Here is a 19,338-nt window from a genome sequence, read left to right as displayed (position 1 = left end):
GTGTCGTACGATCGGGGCAGCGTCTGCTGGAGGGGACCCTTGCCTTGTTCAAGTCTGCTCAGGATCGGCCGGTCATGTGTGATCGCGTGGGTGGCGGCACTTGCCGCCTGCTCGACCGTTCCGCTGATGCCTGCGGCGGGCCCCGTGACCACGACCATCGTGGTGGCGAGGCGCGCGTGGCATACCGACGTCTGTGTGCGCAGCGAGGATGCGGGCCCGTGGGTATCGGCCCTCGCACAAGGGTTCGAAGGCGCTCGCTTCCTGTGCTTCGGCTTCGGTGAGCGGCAATACGTCGTCACGCGCGAGCACGGCGTGCTGGCCGCGCTCTCCGCCCTGCTCCCCAGCCAGGCGGCCGTGCTGATGACGGTCCTGCGCGCGCCGCCGGGCGCGGCGTTCGGCTCCCCCAGCGTGATCGTGCTCGGCGTGAGCGACGCCGGTCTGGCGGGGCTTCGGACGTTCCTGCAGCATTCGGTTCAAACCGATGCCGCAGGCGGACCGGTCCGGCTCGGCGACGGCCCGTATCCGGGCAGCGTGTTCTTCGCCGCCAGGGGCACCTATGACGCGCTCTATACCTGCAACACCTGGACGTCGGACGCGCTACGATCGGCTGGTTTGCCGGTCCGCGGCGCCATATTGTTCGCCCGCGATGTGATGGACGATGCGCGGCAACTCACACCTGAATCAGCCGCGCCGCTCCCGACATGCCGTACTCTGCACCACTAGCAGGGCGAGGGATTGCACACAGTCGCGGGGCTCTGTTCCGGCACGACGACGGTGGTCCTGTTTGGCGGCGACGGATCGCTGCTGCTAAACGAAAGACAGCCGGACAGAAAAAGCGAGCCGAGGAGTAAGACTAGCCAGGAGCGTTTCATGGTGGTTTCCCCCTATGACGGTACGCGCAGCAGGCACTGCTCATATCGTCAAGTGGACGCAAAAAGGATTCCCGATTAATCAGACCAGCCGGTGAGCACAATGACGGTGAAAGGTTCGCGGCAAAGCGTTGGACCAATGACGCTGGCGTTTCGTCGTATAAGAAACGCGATTCGCCCTCGGGTCAAGGTGTACAAGATGCCCCCCGGCATTCACGCGGACTGGAACGTTCCGGTGATCGTTCGTGACGGCACGACGCTACGCGTCAACGTTTTCCGCCCGGAAGGCGGCGCACCGGCGCCGGTGATCATCTCGGCTCATCCTTACGGCAAGGACGCAATCCCCGCGCGCACGCGAAGTGGCCGTGGCCTGAACCTGCAATACCGGCTGTTCCCGCAGCCGCATCCCATCGAGATCTCCGAGTGGACCAGCTGGGAGGCACCCGACCCCGGTGTGTGGGTGCCGCGAGGCTACGCGGTCGTCAACGTCGATTTACGCGGCGGCGGAACAGCCGAAGGCATCGGTGATTTATTCTCCGACCAGGAAGCCCTGGATTTCCACGACGTCATCGAATGGGCCGGAACTCAATCCTGGTCGTCCGGGCGAGTAGGACTTAACGGCGTGTCCTATCTCGCGATCAGCGAATACAAAGTGGCGGCGCTGCGCCCGCCGCATCTCGCGGCGATCTGCCCATGGGAAGGGTTTAGCGATCTGTACCGGGATTTCGCTCGCCCGGGCGGCGTTCGGGAGGACGGCTTCACGATCGTCTGGGACAAGGGGCTCAAGCGAGGCGGTGTGAGGACAAACACTGAATTTCGCAAGGAAATCGCCAGTCGTCCCGAACGCGATGAAGCGCTTTCGTCGCCGTCGCAGCCGGTACATCGCCATCGCATCAGCGAGCCGCTGCGTGCCGGCGAGATTGTTCCCGTCGATATCGCGTTGCAACCTCATGCCACCCGCTTCCTCAAAGGCGACGTGCTTCGCCTTGACATCAGAGGCACGTGGCATTTTCCCAAAGATCCCTTGCGCGGCCAGTTTCCTTCCGGCTACGAGGGCAGCGCAAAGGCCGTATGCGTGCTCCATACAGGCGGTCCATTCGATGCGTGGCTGCTCGCGGGAACAAGGCCGGTCAGCATGACGGCAGCGAAGAGCACAACCCCTCCGGAGCCGTCCGCCCAAGCCCGCGGATACGGCTAAACGCAGCCCTGCCCGGGGCCTCGATCAGGCCTCCGGCCAGACATCTGGCTGAATAGTCGCGGCCTCTGCTATTGACGATTCCAAACTCGTCTTAAAATAGTCGCACTTTCGACTACGGGCGCAACATGCCGGATAACCTCAGTATGCAAGGTGACTTGCGCGATCTCCCGCTCGCGAGCGACGACACCGAAATGTTCGAGCTGGCGCCGGTTTCGCTCTGGCTCGAGGACTTCAGCGATGTGCAGGCGCTGTTCGACGGCTGGAAGGCGGAAGGCATCACCGATCTGCGGGCGTATTTCGCGGAAGATATCGCACGCGTGGCGCAATGCTCGTCGTGCATACGGGTGATCAAGGTGAACCGGCGCACGCTGGCGCAATTCGAAGCGGCCGATCTGGGCGTACTGACCGACAATCTTGCCAGCGTGTTTCGCGACGACATGCTGAAAACCCACATCGAAGAGCTATGCCAGTTGTGGGACGGCCAAACCCACTTCGTGAGCAAGACGGTCAATTACACGCTGGGCGGCCGCCGGCTCGACGTGCTCGTGAAGGGCAACGTGTTGCCCGGCCACGAGGCGCGTCTCGACCGCGTGCTGGTGGCCGTCGAGGACATCACCGAACTGGAGGGTGCGCGCCGCCGCATCGCCGACGGCGAACTGTACGCGCGCGGCCTGTTCGAACATTCGCCGGTATCGCTGTGGGTCGAGGATTTCAGCGCGGTCAAGCGCCTGATCGATGGGGCGCGCGCGGCGGGCATCGTCGATTTCCGCGTGTTCACGGACGTGCATCCGGAGTTTGTCGAACGCTGCATGCAGGAAATTCACGTGATCGACGTGAACCAGCACACGCTCGAAATGTTCGCCGCACCCGACAAGAAAACGCTGCTGGCGCGTCTGCAGGATGTATTCCGCGACGACATGCGCCCGCATTTTCGCGATCAGCTGATCGATCTGTGGGAGAACAAGCTGTTCCAGCAACGCGAAGTGCTCAACTATTCGCTGGAAGGCAACGAGCTGCACGTACACCTGCAGTTTTCCGTATTGCCGGGTCACGAACACAAATGGGATCTGGTGCTCGTCGCGCTGACCGATATCACCGCGCGTAAAAAGGCCGAGGCGTACCTCGAGTTCCTCGGCAAGCACGATGTGCTGACGAAGCTGCGCAACCGCTCGTTCTACGTCGACGAACTGAACCGCCTCGAACGCAAGGGGCCGTTCCCGGTGACGGTCATCATGGCCGACCTCAACGGCCTGAAGCGCATCAACGACCAGCTCGGCCACGCAGCCGGCGACGCATTGCTGCGCCGTGCCGGCGAAGTGCTGGCGAAGGCACTTGAAACGCCGTTTCACGCGGCGAGGATTGGCGGCGACGAATTCGCGATCCTGCTGCCCGCCACCGATGAACGCGGCGGCGCGGCGATGATCGACACGATCCGGCAACTCGTCGACCTGAACAACCAGTTCTATCCCGGCTCGACCCTGAGCTTCTCGATGGGCACGGCGACGTGCCCGGAAGGCGAGCGGATCGAAGCGGCGGTGCAGCGCGCGGACCTGCTGATGTACGAGGAGAAACGCGCGCACTACGCGAACCAGAACGGTGGCACCAGCGCCACGATCTGAACGCTGGGCGACGCCGCTATTCAGCGGCGCGCGGGCGCCGTTACGTTTGCGGACCCGCCGGGCGGACTGCTTCACCGTAGGTGCTGACGATCCGGCGGTCCTGCTCCGCCGCGGAGAACAGCTCCCACTCGAGCCCGTTGACGTCCGTGCTCTTCGTGTAGCCTTCAAAGGCATCGTCTTCGAAGCCGACATGGCGTAACTGTCCGGCTTTTCCCGGCGTCTCGTTGATCGAGAAGTTGAGCAGGTCGGTGCGCCACATGGCGTAAAGGCCGGGCACGACGGCCGCCGGCGGCTGGCCGAGGCGCTCGCTGTAGTCGGCAATCGAAGCGTCGAGGCTCGCCACGGCGAGCGCGATGTGAAAACGTTTCCTGGTCATGGGGTCACTGTCTCCGGTCGGAAAGGCGTGACGCCATCGTATCGATGGTTTGCGACCGTAACCAGTTGTCGAATCATGCTGGTATCGGCATTACCCGTATTGCGAACGCGCGCTTACGCCGCCGTCACATGACGCAGTGCCGGCGTGGGCACGCGCGGCGGCGACACCTCGAACGTCGTGCGCAGGCGCCGTACTTCCTCGACAGGACTGCACCCGAACAGCCGCTTGAATTCGCGACTGAACTGCGACGCGCTTTCATACCCGACGCGCGCCGCCGCCGCGCCCGCATTCAGGTTGTCCTGCACCATCAGAAGACGCGCGTGATGCAGCCGCGTCGCCTTCACATACTGCATCGGCGATGTCGACGTGACCTGCTTGAACTGCGCATGGAACACCGCGAGGCTCATGCCGGCTTCGCGCGCGAGCATGTCGACGTCGAGATCGCCCTGGTAATCCACATGAATCAGCCGCAGCGCTTTCGCGATGCGGCCGAAGTGATGCTGATGCGTGAGCGCCGCGCGCAGCGCGTCGCCCTGCTCGCTTTTCAGCACGCGATAGAAAATCTCCCGCACGATCGACGCGCCCAGAATGCGCGCATCGAGCGGCGAGCCGAGCGCTTCGAGCAGACGCAGCACCGCGTCGCTTAACGGCTGGTCGAGCGCGGTCGAATAGATACCCTTCGGCTCGATACGCTGCGTGCCGCGCGTATCGTTCAACGCCATCAGCAACTCGGCGATGGTGGTGAGATCGACGCGAATCTTGATCGCAAGCATCGGTTCCTCCGCGCTTGCCTCGGTCTCGCTTTCGAACGGCAGCGGCACGGACAGCACGAGAAACTGCTGTGCGTCATAAACGAAAACTTCATCGCCGAGATAACCGCGCTTGCGTCCCTGGCAGACGATCACGACGCACGGTTCGTACATCACGGGCATGCGGGGAATCGACCGGTTTGAGCGCATGAAACTCACGCCTTCGAGGCACGAATGTGTGTAGCCTTCCGCGGGCGCGAGCGTGCGGAGCAACCCGACCATGCGCTTCTGCGCGGGGCTGATGAATCCGCCGCACGTGGCGGTTACCGGTTGAGTCGAGTTCATGGCGGTGCCTGTCCGGGTCAGTCTGCCGGGTTCGATGCCCGTCAGGAGAATAAGGCTCCAAATCTAGCACCAATCCACCGCCTATGTGTACGTCCAGGAGAATCAGGCAAACCTTCAAGACGATCAGGTCTATCCCCGAATGACGGCGAGCCCTACGATGGGAACCCTGCCGGCATGCCCGGCAAACCATCCGCACTCCCCCCGACACCTGCTGTCGCGCTTACATTTTTCCTGGAGGTCTTGTGAACACGACTTATGCCTACGCCGCCCCCGACGCCGCATCGAAGCTCGCTCCGTTCGAACTTCAGCGCCGCGCGCCGCGCGATCACGACGTGCAGATGGACGTGCTGTTCTGCGGAGTGTGTCACTCCGACCTGCATACAGCGCGCAATGAATGGAAGAACACCGTGTATCCGGCCGTGCCGGGTCACGAGATTGTTGGCCGCGTGACGGCCGTCGGTCCGCAGGTGTCGAACTACAGGGTCGGCGATCTGGTGGGCGTCGGCTGTCTCGTCGATTCGTGCCGCACGTGTCCGAGTTGCAAGGAAGGTCTCGAACAGTATTGCGAAGCCGGCTTTGTCGGCACGTATAACGGCCAGGATCGCGAGACCGGAGAAAACACGTACGGCGGCTACTCGACGGCACTCGTCGTCGATGAAGCCTTTGTACTGCGCGTGCCGAAGAATCTCGATCCCGCTGGCGTCGCACCGCTGCTGTGCGCGGGCATCACCACGTATTCGCCGCTGCGTCAGTGGGGCGCGGGCCCGGGCAGGAAGGTCGGCATCGTGGGCCTCGGCGGGCTCGGTCACATGGGCGTGAAGCTTGCGCATGCGATGGGTGCTCACGTCGTGCTGTTCACCACGTCGACCTCGAAGATCGAAGACGCGAAGCGCCTCGGCGCCGATGAAGTCGTGATCTCCCGGAATCCGGACGAGATGGCCGCCCATGCGAACAGCTTCGATCTGATCGTCAACACGGTGGCCGCGCCGCACGACCTGAACCCGTTCATCAACCTGCTCAGGCGTGACGGCACGATGACGCTGGTCGGCGCACCGGAGCACGATCATCCGTCGCCGCAGGTGTTCAACCTGATCATGAAGCGCCGCCGTCTTGCGGGCTCGCTGATCGGCGGCATCGCGGAAACGCAGGAGATGCTCGACTTCTGCGGAGAGCACGGCATCACGTCCGACATCGAGATGATCCCGATGCAGAAGATCAACGATGCGTATGAGCGCATGCTGAAAAGCGATGTGAAATACCGCTTCGTGATCGACATCGATTCCATGCGCAAGTAAATGCGCAACTAAAGCGGCAGTCCTGCAGTTCGATGCAGGCCGCGCGGTTCGATCCGCGCGGCCTGCTGCTTCTGGCGGTTGACGGCTGGCGGTCATTCGTCGCCGGATGACACCGTTGTCCCTTTGCGTTCCGAACGCATGCGACGCATCCGCATCGCGTCTTCGTCTTTGGCACTTCAACGCTGTTTCTCCTGAATCCAGGAGAAACAGGCAAATCGTCCGGAGCCCCTGCCATTCCCTGAACGGCTGCTGGTCCGTACGATATAAACACTGCCCAGGCATCCGTATTGCGTCACACGGCTCGCCTTTGGCGCGTCTCTAGTCCGTCCTTGACCAGGAGATTGCCCGTGATCGATCGTATTCAGGCGATGCGTACTTTTATTCGCATCGTAGATACCAACAGCTTTACCCGCGCGGCCCAGTCGCTCGATATGCCGCGCGCCACTGTCACCACGCTTGTCCAGAACCTCGAAGCGCTGCTCGGCACGCAACTGCTCGTGCGTACGACGCGGCGTCTCAGCCTGACCGTCGAAGGCGCCGCCTACTACGAGCGTTGCGCGCAGATTCTCGCCGACATCGACGAAATGGAAGCGAGCCTGCATCAGGCAACCGACAGGCTCAGCGGCCGCCTGCGCGTCGAAATGCCGGGCACCGTGGCGACGGCGCTCGTGCTGCCCGCGCTCGACGATTTTCATACGCGCTATCCGAACGTCGATCTCACCATTGGCGTGAGCAATCGCACGGTCGATCTCGTCGGCGAAGCGGTGGATTGCAGCATCCAGCTCGGCGAACTGCCGGACTCGGGTCTCGCCGCGCGCCGGCTCGGCATGCTCGAACACGTCACGTGCGCAAGCCCGGCATATCTCGAACGCTACGGCATGCCGGCGAGCCTCGACGATTTCGACCACCACGTCGCGGTCAATTGCATGTCGGCGCATAACGGCCGCGCGGTGGATTTCGATTTCGAGGTGGGCGGCAAGGCGCTCAACGTGAAGGTCGACGGCTTCGTCAAGGTCACCGACGAGCTGGCGTATCTGACCTGCGGCCTGCGTGGGCTCGGCATGATCCAGCCCGCACGGATCGCCGCTCAGCCGTATCTCGATTCCGGCCAGTTGCGCGAGGTCCTGCCGCAATGGAAGCCTTCGTCGATGCCGGTTTCGGTCGCGTATGTGAAGAACCGTCAGGTGTCGCCACGCGTACGTGCATTCGTCGACTGGCTTGCCGATCTGTTCGAACGCACGGAGCACGCGAGCGAGGACATGTCGCGCGTGCGCCAGCTATTGCGCGGCGTGTATCCCGACGAAGTGAGGTAATGAAAGACGAGGTAGCCGCACGCATGGCGGCGCACCGCAAGTGCGAAACGCCATCGCTTTAGCGAAACGAAACGTGTCTGCATCGATCGCCGGACTGCCGCATGCGCGGGCAGTCCGGCGTTTTACCGCGAGCTTTACAGCGATTACGACTCTTCCGACCACGCGTTGTTCTCACGCGCCATCAACGCCGACGATGCCGCCGGCCCGAACGTTCCCGCCGTGTAGTTGCGCGGCTTGTCGCCCGAGCGCTTCCAGCCTTCGATGATCGGCTCGACCCACGACCATGCGGCTTCGAGTTCGTCGCGCCGCATGAAGTGCGTGAGGCGGCCACGGACCACGTCGATCAGCAGACGCTCGTACGCTTCCGCGCGACGCTCGGTGAACGCCTGTTCGAGATCGAGATTCAGGTTCACCGGCAGCATCTTGAGGCCGCTGCCCGGCTCTTTCGCGAGCATCTGCAACTGGATCGATTCGGCCGGCTGCAACTGGATCACGAGACGGTTGCCGTAGTTGCGCGGGCCGGGCGGAATGATCGCGAACGGCAGATCGGCAAACTCGATGACGATTTCCGACACTTTCTTCTGCATGCGCTTGCCGGTGCGCAGATAGAACGGCACGTTCGCCCAGCGCCAGTTGTTGATATGCGCGCGCAACGCGACGAAGGTTTCCGCGCGGCTGTCGGCCGGCACGTTGTCTTCCTGCAGATAGCCCTTCACCGGCTCGCCGCCGACCGCGCCCGCGGTGTACTGGCCGCGCACCGTATCGCGTGCGATGTCTTCATCGGTCATGCGGCGCAGCGAGCGCAGCACCTTCAGCTTCTCGTCGCGCACCGCATCGGGGTCGAGCGACACCGGCGGTTCCATCGCGACGATGCACAGCAGCTGCAGCAGATGGTTCTGCACCATGTCGCGCAGCGCGCCGGTTTCGTCGTAGAAGCCGGCGCGGCTGCCCACGCCGACGTTCTCCGCCACCGTGATCTGCACGCTCTTGATGTACGGCGCCTGCCACAGCGGCCCGAAAATCGCGTTACCGAAGCGCAGCACCATCAGGTTCTGCACTGTTTCCTTGCCGAGGTAATGATCGATGCGATAGATCTGCGTTTCCGCGAAGTGCTGACCCACCGAATTGTTGATCGCCTGTGCCGAAGCCAGATCGTGACCCAGCGGCTTTTCCAGCACGACACGCGAATGTTCGTCGACGAGGCCAACGGCGGCGAGGTTGTCGCAGATCGTCGTGAAGAGCGCCGGTGCGGTGGCGAGATAGAACACGCGGCGTACGCCGGGGCGCGACGCTTCGGCGAGACGCGCGTAGTCGGCCGCTGAATCGACATCGATGCGCACGTATTCGAACAGCGACAGGAATTTGTCCCATGACGCCGGCTCGAGCGCCTTGGGCTCGACGAACGGCTTCGAATGCTCTTCCATGAACGCGAGATATTCGTCACGCGTCCAGTTTTTACGGCCAATCGCCAGAATGCGCGTGTTCGCGGGCAGATTGCAGTGCTGGTGCGCCATGTACAGCGCAGGCAGCAGCTTGCGGGCCGACAGGTCGCCGCCGCCGCCGAAGATGATCATGTCGAGCGGCAAATCGGGCGGGGCCTGGGTAGTCTGGGTCGTCATAGCGCATACACCGGTAAGAATGTCGGTCAGAAGCGGAAAAAAGCACGGCGCGCCGGGCGTTTTTTCGCGAACGCCTATGGTGCAACGTTTTGAGATTGTTTGCACGCGCGGTGCGCCCGGCCGTGGTCCCTGATCCACGGTCCGGCACGCGTTGCCGCGATTCCCGCAAGCGCAAACGGGATCGCGGACGCAGGGCGTGAAAGATTTGTCAGCCGTCGCCTAATGCGGCCCGCGCGACGCGGCACGCGGCCAGATCCCACGCCGCGCAGCCCACCGTCTTGAACACCACGGGCGTGCCGCGCGCGAGCAGAGAAGTTTTAGCGGCCAGCACGGATGCGATCGGCGTCACCGCGTTCCAGTCGACACCGGCCTGGATGTAATCGCCGGCTTCATGCTTCGCGCCCGCGAGGTCGTCGACGAAAAGCGCGCTGCCCAGCACCGTACGTGCGCCGATTTCCACCGCATCCGGTGTGAACACGCCGACGCCGATCACGAGCCGGTCCGCGCGCGGCGCTTCGTCGTAGACCGCCGTCTTGCTGGTGGTCAGCGTGATCACGAGGTCGACGGAGTCCGGCACGCGCGTGTCCTGCTGCGGCTCCGCGCGCGGCGCCGCGGCGCGGTGGGCGTCGCAGAACGCCTGCGTGCGCGCCGCGGAACTGCCGCGCACGCGGATAAGCGCATCCGGAAACAGCTCGGCGAGCGCTTCCAGATGATTCGCCGACTGCGTGCCCGCGCCGATCAGAAGCACGTCGCGCGGCGCGGCGGCCAGAAACGTCTGAATGCCGAGCATCGTCATCGCGGCGGTGCGGCGGCCGGTGACCGTCGGGCCGTCGAGAATGAAGCGTGTCTCGCCCGTATCGGCGTCGCTTGCCATCACCTGGCCGTGAATGGTCGGCAACGCGCGCGCGCGGTTCGTCGGGCACACGTTCACGAGTTTGTGAATCGCGAGGTCGGGCGCGGTGGCCGGCATCGACAGCATCACGCCCCCCGCGTTCAACGGCACGACAAGCCGTTCAGGGCTCGCGATGCGGCCCTGCGCATAATCCGCTGCGGCGAGCTTCAGCGCATCGACCAGCGACGCGTACGGCGTAAGCCGCGCGGTCTGCGCGGCATCGAAAATGCGGGTTGTCATACTCGTGGGGTCCTTTGCGTCGAAGCATGCGGCGCGCGTCAGCGCACCAGGAAGCCGTACGTCAGCGGGTCACGTTCGTCGATGATCCAGTTCGCGAAGCCGCAGATATAGGCGTCGCCGGCAATCTCCGGAATCACGGCGTCGAAGCGGTCGAGTTTCGTTTCGGACAGCACACGCCCGCGAAAGATCGTGCCGATCACCGATTCGTTGACGAGCGTTTCGTCGCGGCCCAGCTGCCCGCGCAGATACAGTTGCGCGACGCGCCCGCCCGTGCCGGAGCCGGTCGGCGAACGATCCACTTCGCGATCCGCGAACACGCAGCAGTTCGCCTGCGTCGAGCCGGCGAAACGCGGTTCGTTGTCGATGATCGTGCCGTAGATGTGATTGATCTCGGGGATATGCGGATGCTCGACCTTGAACGCCTCGTTCGCCGCGCGCTTCACTTCCGCGCCGAACTGGATCAGCCGCTCGACCCCGGCCTCGCGCACCGCCAGCCCGAACGGCTTGCCGGACGTATAGAAATAAAATGCACCGCCGAACGCGATATCGCCCGTGACCGCGCCGAACGACGGCGTGTTCACCGTCACGTCGCGTTGCCAGATGAACGAGGGCACATTGACAAAGCGCACACCGCCCGCATGATCGCCGTCCCATTCGACGAACGCTTCGATAAAGCCGCACGGCGCGTCGATGCCGACGCGCGTCTCCGGCTCCGTGCGCTCGACCCAGCCCAGCGAAACGGCAGCTGTCGCGAGTGCGATCACGCCGTGGCCGCAATGATCGCTATAGCCTTCGTTATGAACGAAGATGATGCCGAAGTCGGCGCCTTCGCTCACCGGCCCGGTCAGATAACCGCCGTACATGTCGGCGTGGCCGCGCGGCTCGAACATCAGTGCGCGGCGCAGCGGTTCGCCATGTTCCTTCAGCCACGCACGGCGCTCGACGATCGTCTTGCCGGGAATCTTCGGCAGTCCACTCGTGACGATCCGGAACGGCTCACCGCCGGTATGAACTTCAACGGTGCTGATCACACGATTCAACTTCATGATGCAACGGCACTCCTTTTTGCAATCAACGTCTGTTCAACTGCCATCCTGCTCTCCTCCATGCTGTTTTTTCAATGTACTGAATCTTCCGCCTGAACCTGCGGCTTTAGCTCTGCGCGCGGGTCGACTGAATCAGGAACAGCAGATCCCCTATCTCGATCGGACACGGCGGATCCTCATAAAACGACCGTACGTGCCCATCGCGCGCGAGGCCGATTACCAGCGCGCCGGGCACCGCGTTGCTCTGGCATCCCACTTCGTGCGGCCGCGCGAACCGTTCCACCAGATTCACCCGCCCTCGCGACGACAGCAGGTCGTTCACGAACGGCACGATGTAATTGCTGCTGACGGCGTCGGCCATCAACAGGCCGCCGATCTTTGTCGATGAAATGATGACGTCGGCGCCGGCCTGACGCAATTGCCGCTGAAACGTCTGCTCCTGGATGCGCACGACGATCTTCGTTTCCGGCGCCACGCCGCGCACGGTCAGCGTCAGCAGGATCGCCGTAGCGTCCTCCTGCACCGCGACGATCACGGCTTTCGCGAGACGCGCATGCACCTGCTGCAGCAGATCCTCGCGCGACGGATCGCCGAGCAGTCCCGCCACGCCGAGCGCGGTCGCGGCTTCAAGCGCCTGCTGCTGCGGATCGATCACCACGATCGAATCCGGATCGACGCCGCTTTCGAGCAGCTCGCGTACCGCCACCGACCCGCTCAGGCCAAACCCGCACACCACGATGTGATCGCGCAACTGTCTTTGCAGGCGTTTCATGCGGTATTCCTCGATGACGCGTTGAATGACGAACTGGTACGCGGTGCCCAGAAAGATAAACCAGATGACGATGCGGATCGGCACGATAAAGAACGCGTCGATCAGCCGCGCGCGAGCGGTCACGGGCACGATGTCGCCATAGCCGACGGTCGCGACGGTGACCATCGTGAAGTACATCAGATCGACGATGCCGAGCACTTCCTTGGTCGCATCGCGCAGGCCGCCGCGATCGAGATACAGCACGACGAACGCGAGCACGCAGAGTGCCGCGACAAGGTAAAGCCGCCGCACGAGCACGCGTTGCGGCGAGGCGGCCGGACGTGTGAAGAGCGTGCGGGCGCGCGGCGGCTGCCACGCGAGACGGGCGCGCCGCGACAGACGGAAGCGGGATGGGTTGCGTCGCTCTTCGGGCATGCGGCGCTCCAGAACCAGGGACACTGATTCTACGACGACTGCCGGCTCAAACGGTGAACCCGGGGCCCGATCGCTGCCGGGGATCACTCTCCGCTGACTTGCCGGCGAAGCATCAACCGCCAGGGGAACAGGATTAAACGTGAGCGTTATTGATCGCTTGTGTCCTGCTTTTTGTCTTCGCTGAACATCGCCCTGCACCCGGGGCTCAATTCGGACATGTGCTGCTTCATGCAGGCGATGATCTTCTGCCGGTTGGGGATTTCCGCCTTGCAGAAATGAATGGCGTCGCCGCGACAGGCTTTGTCCTGATGGTCGCTCGACGCAGCGGCGGCCCGGTTCACGGTGCATAGCGTAACCAGCACGAATACGCCAGGACTCAGCAGGATGGAATGTCGATTCATGTTCTCGTCTCCTGATTCCTGATTCCTGATTGCCGGTCACGGTTCACGTCGGGCGTGCTGTTGCCGGAGCAGCAGGATCCAGACCCGATCCGGCCACGCACGCGACGGCCAGCGTCGCGCGCATGGACGACGTATAATGGTTAACCCCTACTCGTTAACCATTAATTACCCGATCATGTCGACCCAGTCCGTTTCCTCCCGTTCCACGCCTGCTGCCCGCCCTGCCGCTTCGTCGTTCAAGGCGGCGTTTGTGAGTTTCGCGCAGGACATGTGGCATTCGTATATGCGTCACAGCCAGTATCAGGTGCTGCTTTCGTCCGGCAACCCGCATCGCGTACCGCGGGAAATCGCCCGCCAGCGTTGAGCGGCGTTGCCGGTTCAGTCTCCGGCCCGGGCCGGGCGCCTGAGCGTCAGGCCACGCCCGGCGTAGAACCGGTTCACCGTATCGAACGGCAGCCAGACGTCCGCCTGAAACGGCGCCACGCCCGACGGATTGTGAAACCACACCCCACGCTCGTCCCGTCCGTGCAGGAGGATCAGATGCCCTCCGCGCGTTTCGTTATGCCGGTCCGGGTAGCGAATTTCCGGGCTGACGGAGACGATCGCCAGCGTGTCGGCATCGATGCGCGTGGCGATCTCCTCGATGCCAATCCGCGGCAGCACATCGACGTGCAGCCCGAAAGCCTGCGCGGTCCACTGCGCAAACGGACGATATATCAGGCCATCGACGCCGCCATCGTCGCGCATCCGGTACACGCCGTGACGCAATGCCTCGTCCAGCAATGCCGCCCGGCATGGGTGCCCAATTCCCCAGAAGTCCAGCGCCGATTCGAGGCAGGTCAGCCCGCATAACCGCTTCGCCCAGAACCGGTAGCGCTCCGGCTCGGTAAAGCCGCCGCGGCGCCAGGCGGGGTCGTCGCAGGGATCGGCGGCGTCCTCGACGATCGCGCGCACCCACGCCGGATCGCCCCATTGCGTGTAATACGGCACACCAGAATGGCGTAATGCCGTTAGCGGCTTTTCATTCATTCGCATGATTCCCGTATTCAGTAGCGGATTTACCCGATATTAGCCGTCGCCACGCATCCTTGATGATGCCGCCCGGAATCACAGACAGGCGGGCGTGAAGCAACAGGCGGCGCGCGCAGCGCTTCAAAGCATGCTGCGCGGACGTTTCATCGTCCCGTCGAAGAACCGCCGCAGGCGGAATTCCGCGAGATCGAGCGACGGCCTGCCTTCGTCGATCCACTCCGCCAGCAATTTGCCGGCAATCGGCCCCATCGCGAAACCGTGGCCGCAGAAGCCCGTTGCGATCATCAGTCCGCTTACTTCCGAAGGCGCATCGATGACGGGAATGCCGTCTGGCAGCACGTCGATGAGACCGGCCCATGCCTCGGTGATCTGTGCGTCTTTCAAGGCGGGAAACAGCGCCTTGAGCTTGCGCAGCGCACGCGGCGCATGACTGCGCTCGGGCTGCGGCTGCGGATCGCGCGGATGCAGCATGCGTTCGGCGTCCGGCACGCCGCCGGGCAAACGCTCGCGCAGATCGCGGAACATCGCGCCGTTCAGATGAAAGCTGAATTTTTCGCGCTGCTTCCACAGTTCCGGCAAAAACCACTTCAACGCCCGCAGATGGCCGAACGTCATGTCGACGTCGACCTGCATGTCGTCGGCGAGATTGATCATGCCGTTCGCCCGCTGACGAATGCCGAGACCATGTCCCCAGAACGTCGACGCCGTCACCTGCGGCAGCGCGTTCGTGCGCATGCAGGTGCCGCGCACCGCCTGCTGCGGCAGTTCCAGACCGAGCGTTTTCAGGAGCCGCCAGCTGCTCGCGCCTGCCGCGCAGATCAGCCGCGACGTGCGGATCGTGCCGCGTTCGGTCACGACACCCGTGATCGCGCCCGCCGCCCGTTCGATCGCCACCACGCCGCAACCTTCAAAAAAACGCGCGCCGTCTTCGATCGCGCGCGCGGCGAACGCCGCCGCGACGCGTCGCGGTTCAGCCTGGCCATCAGTCGGCGTGTAGAGGCCGCCCAGCACTGCGCCCTGCATGCCGTGTACGTGCTCGTCGATCTGCGCGCGGTTCAGCACACGCGTATCGAGCCCGTACTGGCGCGCGACGTCGGTCCATTGCTGGAACGACGCCCAGTCGCTCTCATCGCTGGCGACGTACATGCATCCGCCCTGCCGCCATTCGAGGTCGAAATCGAGTTCACGTTCGAGCTGTTCCCATAGACGCATGCCAGCCATCATCAGCGGAACTTCGGCGGCTTCACGCCCCTGCTGGCGCACGAATCCCCACGCACGCGACGACTGCTGGCCGGCGATACGGGATTTGTCGAGCACCATCGCCTTCAGGCCGCGCCGCGCAAGGTAATACGCCGCCGCGCAGCCCATGATGCCGGCGCCGGCAATCACGACATCGGCTTCGGCGGGAAAGGGTTCATCGGCGCGGGTCAGCCCCGCGTGCAGCGGATAGGTCGTCGTCATCGTATGGATCGGGGAAAAAAGGGCATGCGGCGGCATCTTCGCAGGCGCGCCGCCCGGCGGCAACCCTGAACGCGTACCGGCATGGCCTGCGCGACTCGCCTGGTTCTTCCAGTGCAAGCGAGCCGCCGGCGCATCCCGGCGACCACGAAAAGTGCCGCCTGACACATTACATTTATGCGGCTTAGATACTTTCATCGGTAAAATAGCGCCCTTGACCGGACCGGTGGCAAGGTTCGGCAAGGGCGTGCGAATTACCGGAACGCCTCGTTTTACGCGGTGTCCGAGGATAGCGGATACCCTCAGGCCGGCCGCGCGTGACGGTCGAGGCGCACCCAGGCAGTCAGGTGGGCGAACCTGACAGTCCCCGGCCACGCCGTACGTCCACGCGGTATCCGCACCGTAATCCCGCCGGACTGTCTGGCGCCTGTAGCGTTCATCTCCAGTTACGACAACTCACATCGACGGACACGCACGCAGTATGGCCAACGAAGCAACCTCTCCCGACTCGATCGCCGTCGCCGAACGCGTGCGCGAGCTGATGAGCCGGCACGGCATTGGCAAGCGCCAGCAGACAACCGAACTGTGTCGCATCCTCGATCTGAGTTTTTCGCAGGGGCACCGCAAGCTGCGCGGCAACAGCCCATGGACGCTCTCGCAGATCAAGAAAGTCGCCGAGGCCTTCGGCGAGCCGGCCGCGCAGCTGTTCGGCGCGCAGTCGCTCGATCCGGGCATGGTCGGCGCGATCGCCCGGGAAGCGGTGTTCTCGATCGGCGCGATCGATCTCGCGTGTACCGCGTGGGTCGGCGCCGCGCTCGAACCGGGCAGCCGCCCGGAGTTCATCGCGTTTTCGAAGCTCGGACAATGGCGCGTCATGCGGCACGACGGTGCGCTCTATCAGAACGCCTTCGAGGTCCACAAGATCGAGATCTACCCGCGGCGCGCGGAAACGGACAAACCGCTGATCGCGGTCGTCGACGACGATCAGGCTTCCGCCGACAACCTGCGCGACTATCTGGAGCACAGCGGCTTCTGCGCGGCGGCGTTTTACGGCCTGAGCGCGTTCGCGGAAGCATTGCAGACCCAGGTGTTCGACGGTGTCGTGATCGACTGGCTGTTCGGCACGCAGACGTCCGCTGCGGCGATCCGCGCGGTGCGTGCGTCGGAAAACCCGGATGCGCCGATCTTCGTGCTGACGGGCGAACTGCTGACGGGCAAGGCCAGCGAATCGGAAATCAGCGACGTGATCCGCAACTTCGACGTGGCCTGTTACGAAAAGCCGGCGCGCATGGCGATTCTCGTCGCCGATCTGTCGAAACGCCTGAACCGCATCTAGGCCGGCAGGCACGGTGCATGGCCCGTGCGCGTCACGCCGTGCTTCACACCGTGTGACGCATCGCCAGCGCGCGCTGCACCGCGGCGCGCAACTCCTCGAAGTGCACGGGCTTCGACAGGCAGTCGAAGAACGGCCCGCGCGCATCGGCGGGCGGCACGTCGGCGCTGACCGCGATCACCGGTGCGTGACCCGCGGGCACATCGCGCGCGGCGAACGCTTCGACGAACGCATATCCATCCTTGCCCGGCATCGACAGATCGAGCAGGATCACGTCGCAGCGGTGCGTGTCGAGCCAGATCAGCGCGGTGTCGACGGTCGCGCGGGAGGCCGCTTCGCACTGCATGTGCACGACCATTTCGCTCAGCGAATCGCGCACGAACGGGTTGTCGTCGACGATCAGCACGCAGGCCGGCGCGCCGCTGGCGGGTGCGCTGACTTCGGTATTGGCCGCAGCGGCGGGCCCAACGGAAACGACCGGAATCGCCACGCGAAACGTCGTGCCCTCACCGACGCGGCTCTCGACCTGAATGTTGCCGCCAAACAGGTCGACGAGCCCCTTCACGATCGACAGCCCCATGCCCGCGCCTTCGAAACGTCGCGCGCGCGAAGCATCGAGCTGCGTGAATTCCCTGAAGATCCGCGGAATCTGGTCAGCGGGCACACCAGGCCCGGTATCGCTGACGAAGATCGACAGCAGTGTCGGCCCCTGCACGAGCTGCAGGCGCACACCGCCCGTCTCCGTATAGCGGATCGCGTTGGCCACGAGGTTGTTCACGATCTGCCGGATGCGATGCGGGTCCGACTCGACGAGCCCGACATGGCCGCCCGCATCGCTTTCGAGCGTGAGACCTTTCGCGCTCGCCGCGGGGGCGTTCTGGTCGGCGATCGAACTGATCAGCTCGCGCGGATCGAACTGCTCGTGCCGCAATTCGAGCTTGCCCGCGCCGAGGCGCGCGTAGTCGGTCAGATCCTTCATCTGCGCTTCGAGTTGGCGCGCGGCGGTTTCGAGCCGGCGGATCACCTTGCGATCGGCCTCCGAATGAAAATTGAAACCGAGCAGCTCGATCGACGACACGATCGCATGCAGCGGCGTGCGCAACTCATGGCTGATCATGCCGAGAAACGTGTCTTTCGCGAGACTCGATTCGCGTGCGGCGCGACTCGCCTGATGTTCCGCGGCCAGCGCGGCGTGCTGCTGACGGATCAGCCGCGTGCGACGATAACCGTTCAGCACGAGCAGCACTGTCGCCGCCGCCGAAAGCAGCAGTAGCACCATCCCCGTGGCAAACAGCAGGCGCCGTTTGGCGAGGAAATCGTGATTCATCGCCTCGCGGTCGTAGACGTCCGCGTCACGGCGACTGAGCGCAAGATCGTTGACCTCCTCCCAGTGCGCGCGCAGGGTGCTCACGATCGGGTCGGCGCGGCCCGGATCATGTTCCAGCGCCTCGATATCCGGATCGAGCAGATCGAGCAGCGCCGTGATTTGCTGGATCTCGTTCTTCTGGCGCGCGGCGAGCGCGGGCCGCGACGCGAGCATGCGCGTGGAGCCGGCCATCACGTGCAGCTTCGACTGCAGCACCTGATAGCTCAGCTGGAGTGCCGCGTAATCGGGGTCCGCGCCGCGCTGGTAAAGCAGCAGTTGTGTCTGGAAGCGCGAATACGCGATCTGCAGTTGCGCGGCGTCCCAGTAGAAACCGTCATACGTGCCGGTTGTCTGAAGCGTGATGCGCGGATCGAGCAGGTTGACACCGAGAAAATAGCCGACCGCCGCGATCGGCGGCGCGAGCGCGGTCAGCCAGATCAAGACGAACAGGAAATGGCGCAACGAACGCCCGGGCACGGACAGGTCATCCGGCGGCGGCGTTTTCATTTGACGACGATCGACTTGATCTGCCATGCGAATTTCGCGTCGCCGCCCGCGCCTTCGAGCTCTGCCGGAAACGCATCGCGCGGATAGATGAGGAACAGCGGACCGAAATCGCTGACCTTCAGACGTTTGCCGTTCATGCTGTACGCGACGATCACGCCATATCTGGCTGCGTCCGCCACGGGAACCGTGCAGATGTAATCATCCAGCGTGTGGATTTCCAGCATCGTGCCGTGCGCGCCGACCGTCGCGAGAACGTCCGACAGCGACGGGCCGGTGAACGTGGATTTCGGCGTCCATGCGGTGGAAGTCGTGATGGAACGCGCCGGCAGCGCCAGCAGTTGTGCTTCCGAGAAATGAAAGACGGTGTGCGCGGCATCGTTCGTCTGTGTAATCGCGCCCTTGACGTCGAGCGTCAACGGCGCGGCCCATGCGGTGTCCGCAACGACAGCCAGTGCAAGGAAGGCCCACAACAGGGCTTTCGGGTAACGCATGTT

Annotated in this window: 18 protein-coding genes; 7 read left to right on the top strand and 11 right to left on the bottom strand. The window is 63.9% G+C overall.

Translation table 11 applies throughout. The annotated features are described in order from the left end of the window. Nucleotides 1-144: 144 nt before the first annotated feature. The 3 genes from LPA37_RS09910 to LPA37_RS09900 all read left to right on the top strand — a co-directional run bounded on the left by LPA37_RS09910 (nt 145) and on the right by LPA37_RS09900 (nt 3,686). A complete protein-coding gene (locus LPA37_RS09910; protein WP_229012432.1) occupies nt 145-723 on the top strand; it encodes a DUF2459 domain-containing protein in 579 nt (192 codons plus the stop codon). Nucleotides 724-972: 249 nt separating this feature from the next. Beyond that, entirely contained in the window at nt 973-2,067 is a 1,095-nt protein-coding gene (locus LPA37_RS09905) for a CocE/NonD family hydrolase (RefSeq protein ID WP_229012431.1), read from the top strand. 143 nt (nt 2,068-2,210) lie between these two features. Next, a complete protein-coding gene (locus tag LPA37_RS09900) occupies nt 2,211-3,686 on the top strand; it encodes a sensor domain-containing diguanylate cyclase (protein WP_228981812.1) in 1,476 nt (491 codons plus the stop codon). Between the two features lie 40 nt (nt 3,687-3,726). Here the strand turns inward: LPA37_RS09900 and LPA37_RS09895 are convergent, their stop codons facing one another. Further along, a complete protein-coding gene (locus tag LPA37_RS09895) occupies nt 3,727-4,062 on the bottom strand; it encodes a VOC family protein (protein ID WP_229012430.1) in 336 nt (111 codons plus the stop codon). 113 nt (nt 4,063-4,175) lie between these two features. Further along, on the bottom strand, nt 4,176-5,093 hold the full coding sequence (locus LPA37_RS09890; protein ID WP_407672508.1) for an AraC family transcriptional regulator: 918 nt from the start codon (nt 5,091-5,093) through the stop codon (nt 4,176-4,178). A gap of 305 nt (nt 5,094-5,398) precedes the next feature. Between LPA37_RS09890 and LPA37_RS09885 the strand changes: the two genes are divergently transcribed. Both LPA37_RS09885 and LPA37_RS09880 read left to right on the top strand, forming a co-directional pair. Further along, nucleotides 5,399-6,451, top strand: coding sequence for an NAD(P)-dependent alcohol dehydrogenase (locus tag LPA37_RS09885; protein ID WP_229012429.1), 1,053 nt, complete (start codon nt 5,399-5,401; stop codon nt 6,449-6,451). A 347-nt stretch (nt 6,452-6,798) separates the two neighbouring features. Next, nucleotides 6,799-7,764 carry a LysR family transcriptional regulator gene (locus LPA37_RS09880; protein WP_229012428.1) on the top strand — a complete coding sequence of 322 codons (966 nt, stop codon included), beginning with the start codon at nt 6,799-6,801 and terminating at the stop codon, nt 7,762-7,764. Between the two features lie 143 nt (nt 7,765-7,907). On the opposite strand, the gene zwf is transcribed toward LPA37_RS09880, so the two are convergent. The 5 genes from zwf to LPA37_RS09855 all read right to left on the bottom strand — a co-directional run bounded on the left by zwf (nt 7,908) and on the right by LPA37_RS09855 (nt 13,148). Then, complete coding sequence (gene zwf / locus LPA37_RS09875) at nt 7,908-9,383, bottom strand: glucose-6-phosphate dehydrogenase (RefSeq protein ID WP_228981802.1); 1,476 nt, start codon at nt 9,381-9,383, stop codon at nt 7,908-7,910. 208 nt (nt 9,384-9,591) lie between these two features. After that, complete coding sequence (gene lhpI / locus LPA37_RS09870; protein WP_229012427.1) at nt 9,592-10,515, bottom strand: bifunctional Delta(1)-pyrroline-2-carboxylate/Delta(1)-piperideine-2-carboxylate reductase; 924 nt, start codon at nt 10,513-10,515, stop codon at nt 9,592-9,594. A gap of 38 nt (nt 10,516-10,553) precedes the next feature. Further along, complete coding sequence (gene lhpH / locus LPA37_RS09865; protein ID WP_228981798.1) at nt 10,554-11,561, bottom strand: trans-3-hydroxy-L-proline dehydratase; 1,008 nt, start codon at nt 11,559-11,561, stop codon at nt 10,554-10,556. Between the two features lie 106 nt (nt 11,562-11,667). Continuing rightward, a complete protein-coding gene (locus LPA37_RS09860) occupies nt 11,668-12,747 on the bottom strand; it encodes a potassium channel family protein (protein WP_228981797.1) in 1,080 nt (359 codons plus the stop codon). A 146-nt stretch (nt 12,748-12,893) separates the two neighbouring features. After that, nucleotides 12,894-13,148, bottom strand: a complete 255-nt coding sequence (locus tag LPA37_RS09855; protein WP_228981795.1) for a hypothetical protein — start codon at nt 13,146-13,148, stop codon at nt 12,894-12,896. Between the two features lie 175 nt (nt 13,149-13,323). Between LPA37_RS09855 and LPA37_RS09850 the strand changes: the two genes are divergently transcribed. Beyond that, entirely contained in the window at nt 13,324-13,512 is a 189-nt protein-coding gene (locus LPA37_RS09850) for a hypothetical protein (protein WP_228981794.1), read from the top strand. A gap of 14 nt (nt 13,513-13,526) precedes the next feature. On the opposite strand, the gene LPA37_RS09845 is transcribed toward LPA37_RS09850, so the two are convergent. Next, a complete protein-coding gene (locus tag LPA37_RS09845) occupies nt 13,527-14,177 on the bottom strand; it encodes a C39 family peptidase (protein WP_228981792.1) in 651 nt (216 codons plus the stop codon). 123 nt (nt 14,178-14,300) lie between these two features. Then, nucleotides 14,301-15,641, bottom strand: a complete 1,341-nt coding sequence (locus LPA37_RS09840) for an NAD(P)/FAD-dependent oxidoreductase (RefSeq protein ID WP_229012426.1) — start codon at nt 15,639-15,641, stop codon at nt 14,301-14,303. Nucleotides 15,642-16,119: 478 nt separating this feature from the next. Here LPA37_RS09840 and LPA37_RS09835 point away from each other — a divergent pair, with 478 nt between their 5' ends. Then, complete coding sequence (locus LPA37_RS09835) at nt 16,120-16,974, top strand: helix-turn-helix domain-containing protein (protein ID WP_228981788.1); 855 nt, start codon at nt 16,120-16,122, stop codon at nt 16,972-16,974. Nucleotides 16,975-17,017: 43 nt separating this feature from the next. Here the strand turns inward: LPA37_RS09835 and LPA37_RS09830 are convergent, their stop codons facing one another. Both LPA37_RS09830 and LPA37_RS09825 read right to left on the bottom strand, forming a co-directional pair. After that, a complete protein-coding gene (locus tag LPA37_RS09830; RefSeq protein WP_407672507.1) occupies nt 17,018-18,871 on the bottom strand; it encodes an ATP-binding response regulator in 1,854 nt (617 codons plus the stop codon). Further along, entirely contained in the window at nt 18,841-19,335 is a 495-nt protein-coding gene (locus LPA37_RS09825) for a molybdopterin-dependent oxidoreductase (protein ID WP_228981786.1), read from the bottom strand. The genes LPA37_RS09830 and LPA37_RS09825 overlap by 31 nt, the downstream gene beginning before the upstream one ends. Nucleotides 19,336-19,338: the final 3 nt, after the last annotated feature.

Source organism: Paraburkholderia gardini, assembly GCF_907164545.1.
In the GTDB taxonomy this organism is placed as follows: domain Bacteria; phylum Pseudomonadota; class Gammaproteobacteria; order Burkholderiales; family Burkholderiaceae; genus Paraburkholderia; species Paraburkholderia gardini.
Note: the sequence above shows the minus strand (reverse complement) of the source record. Positions and strands in the feature narration are given on the sequence as shown.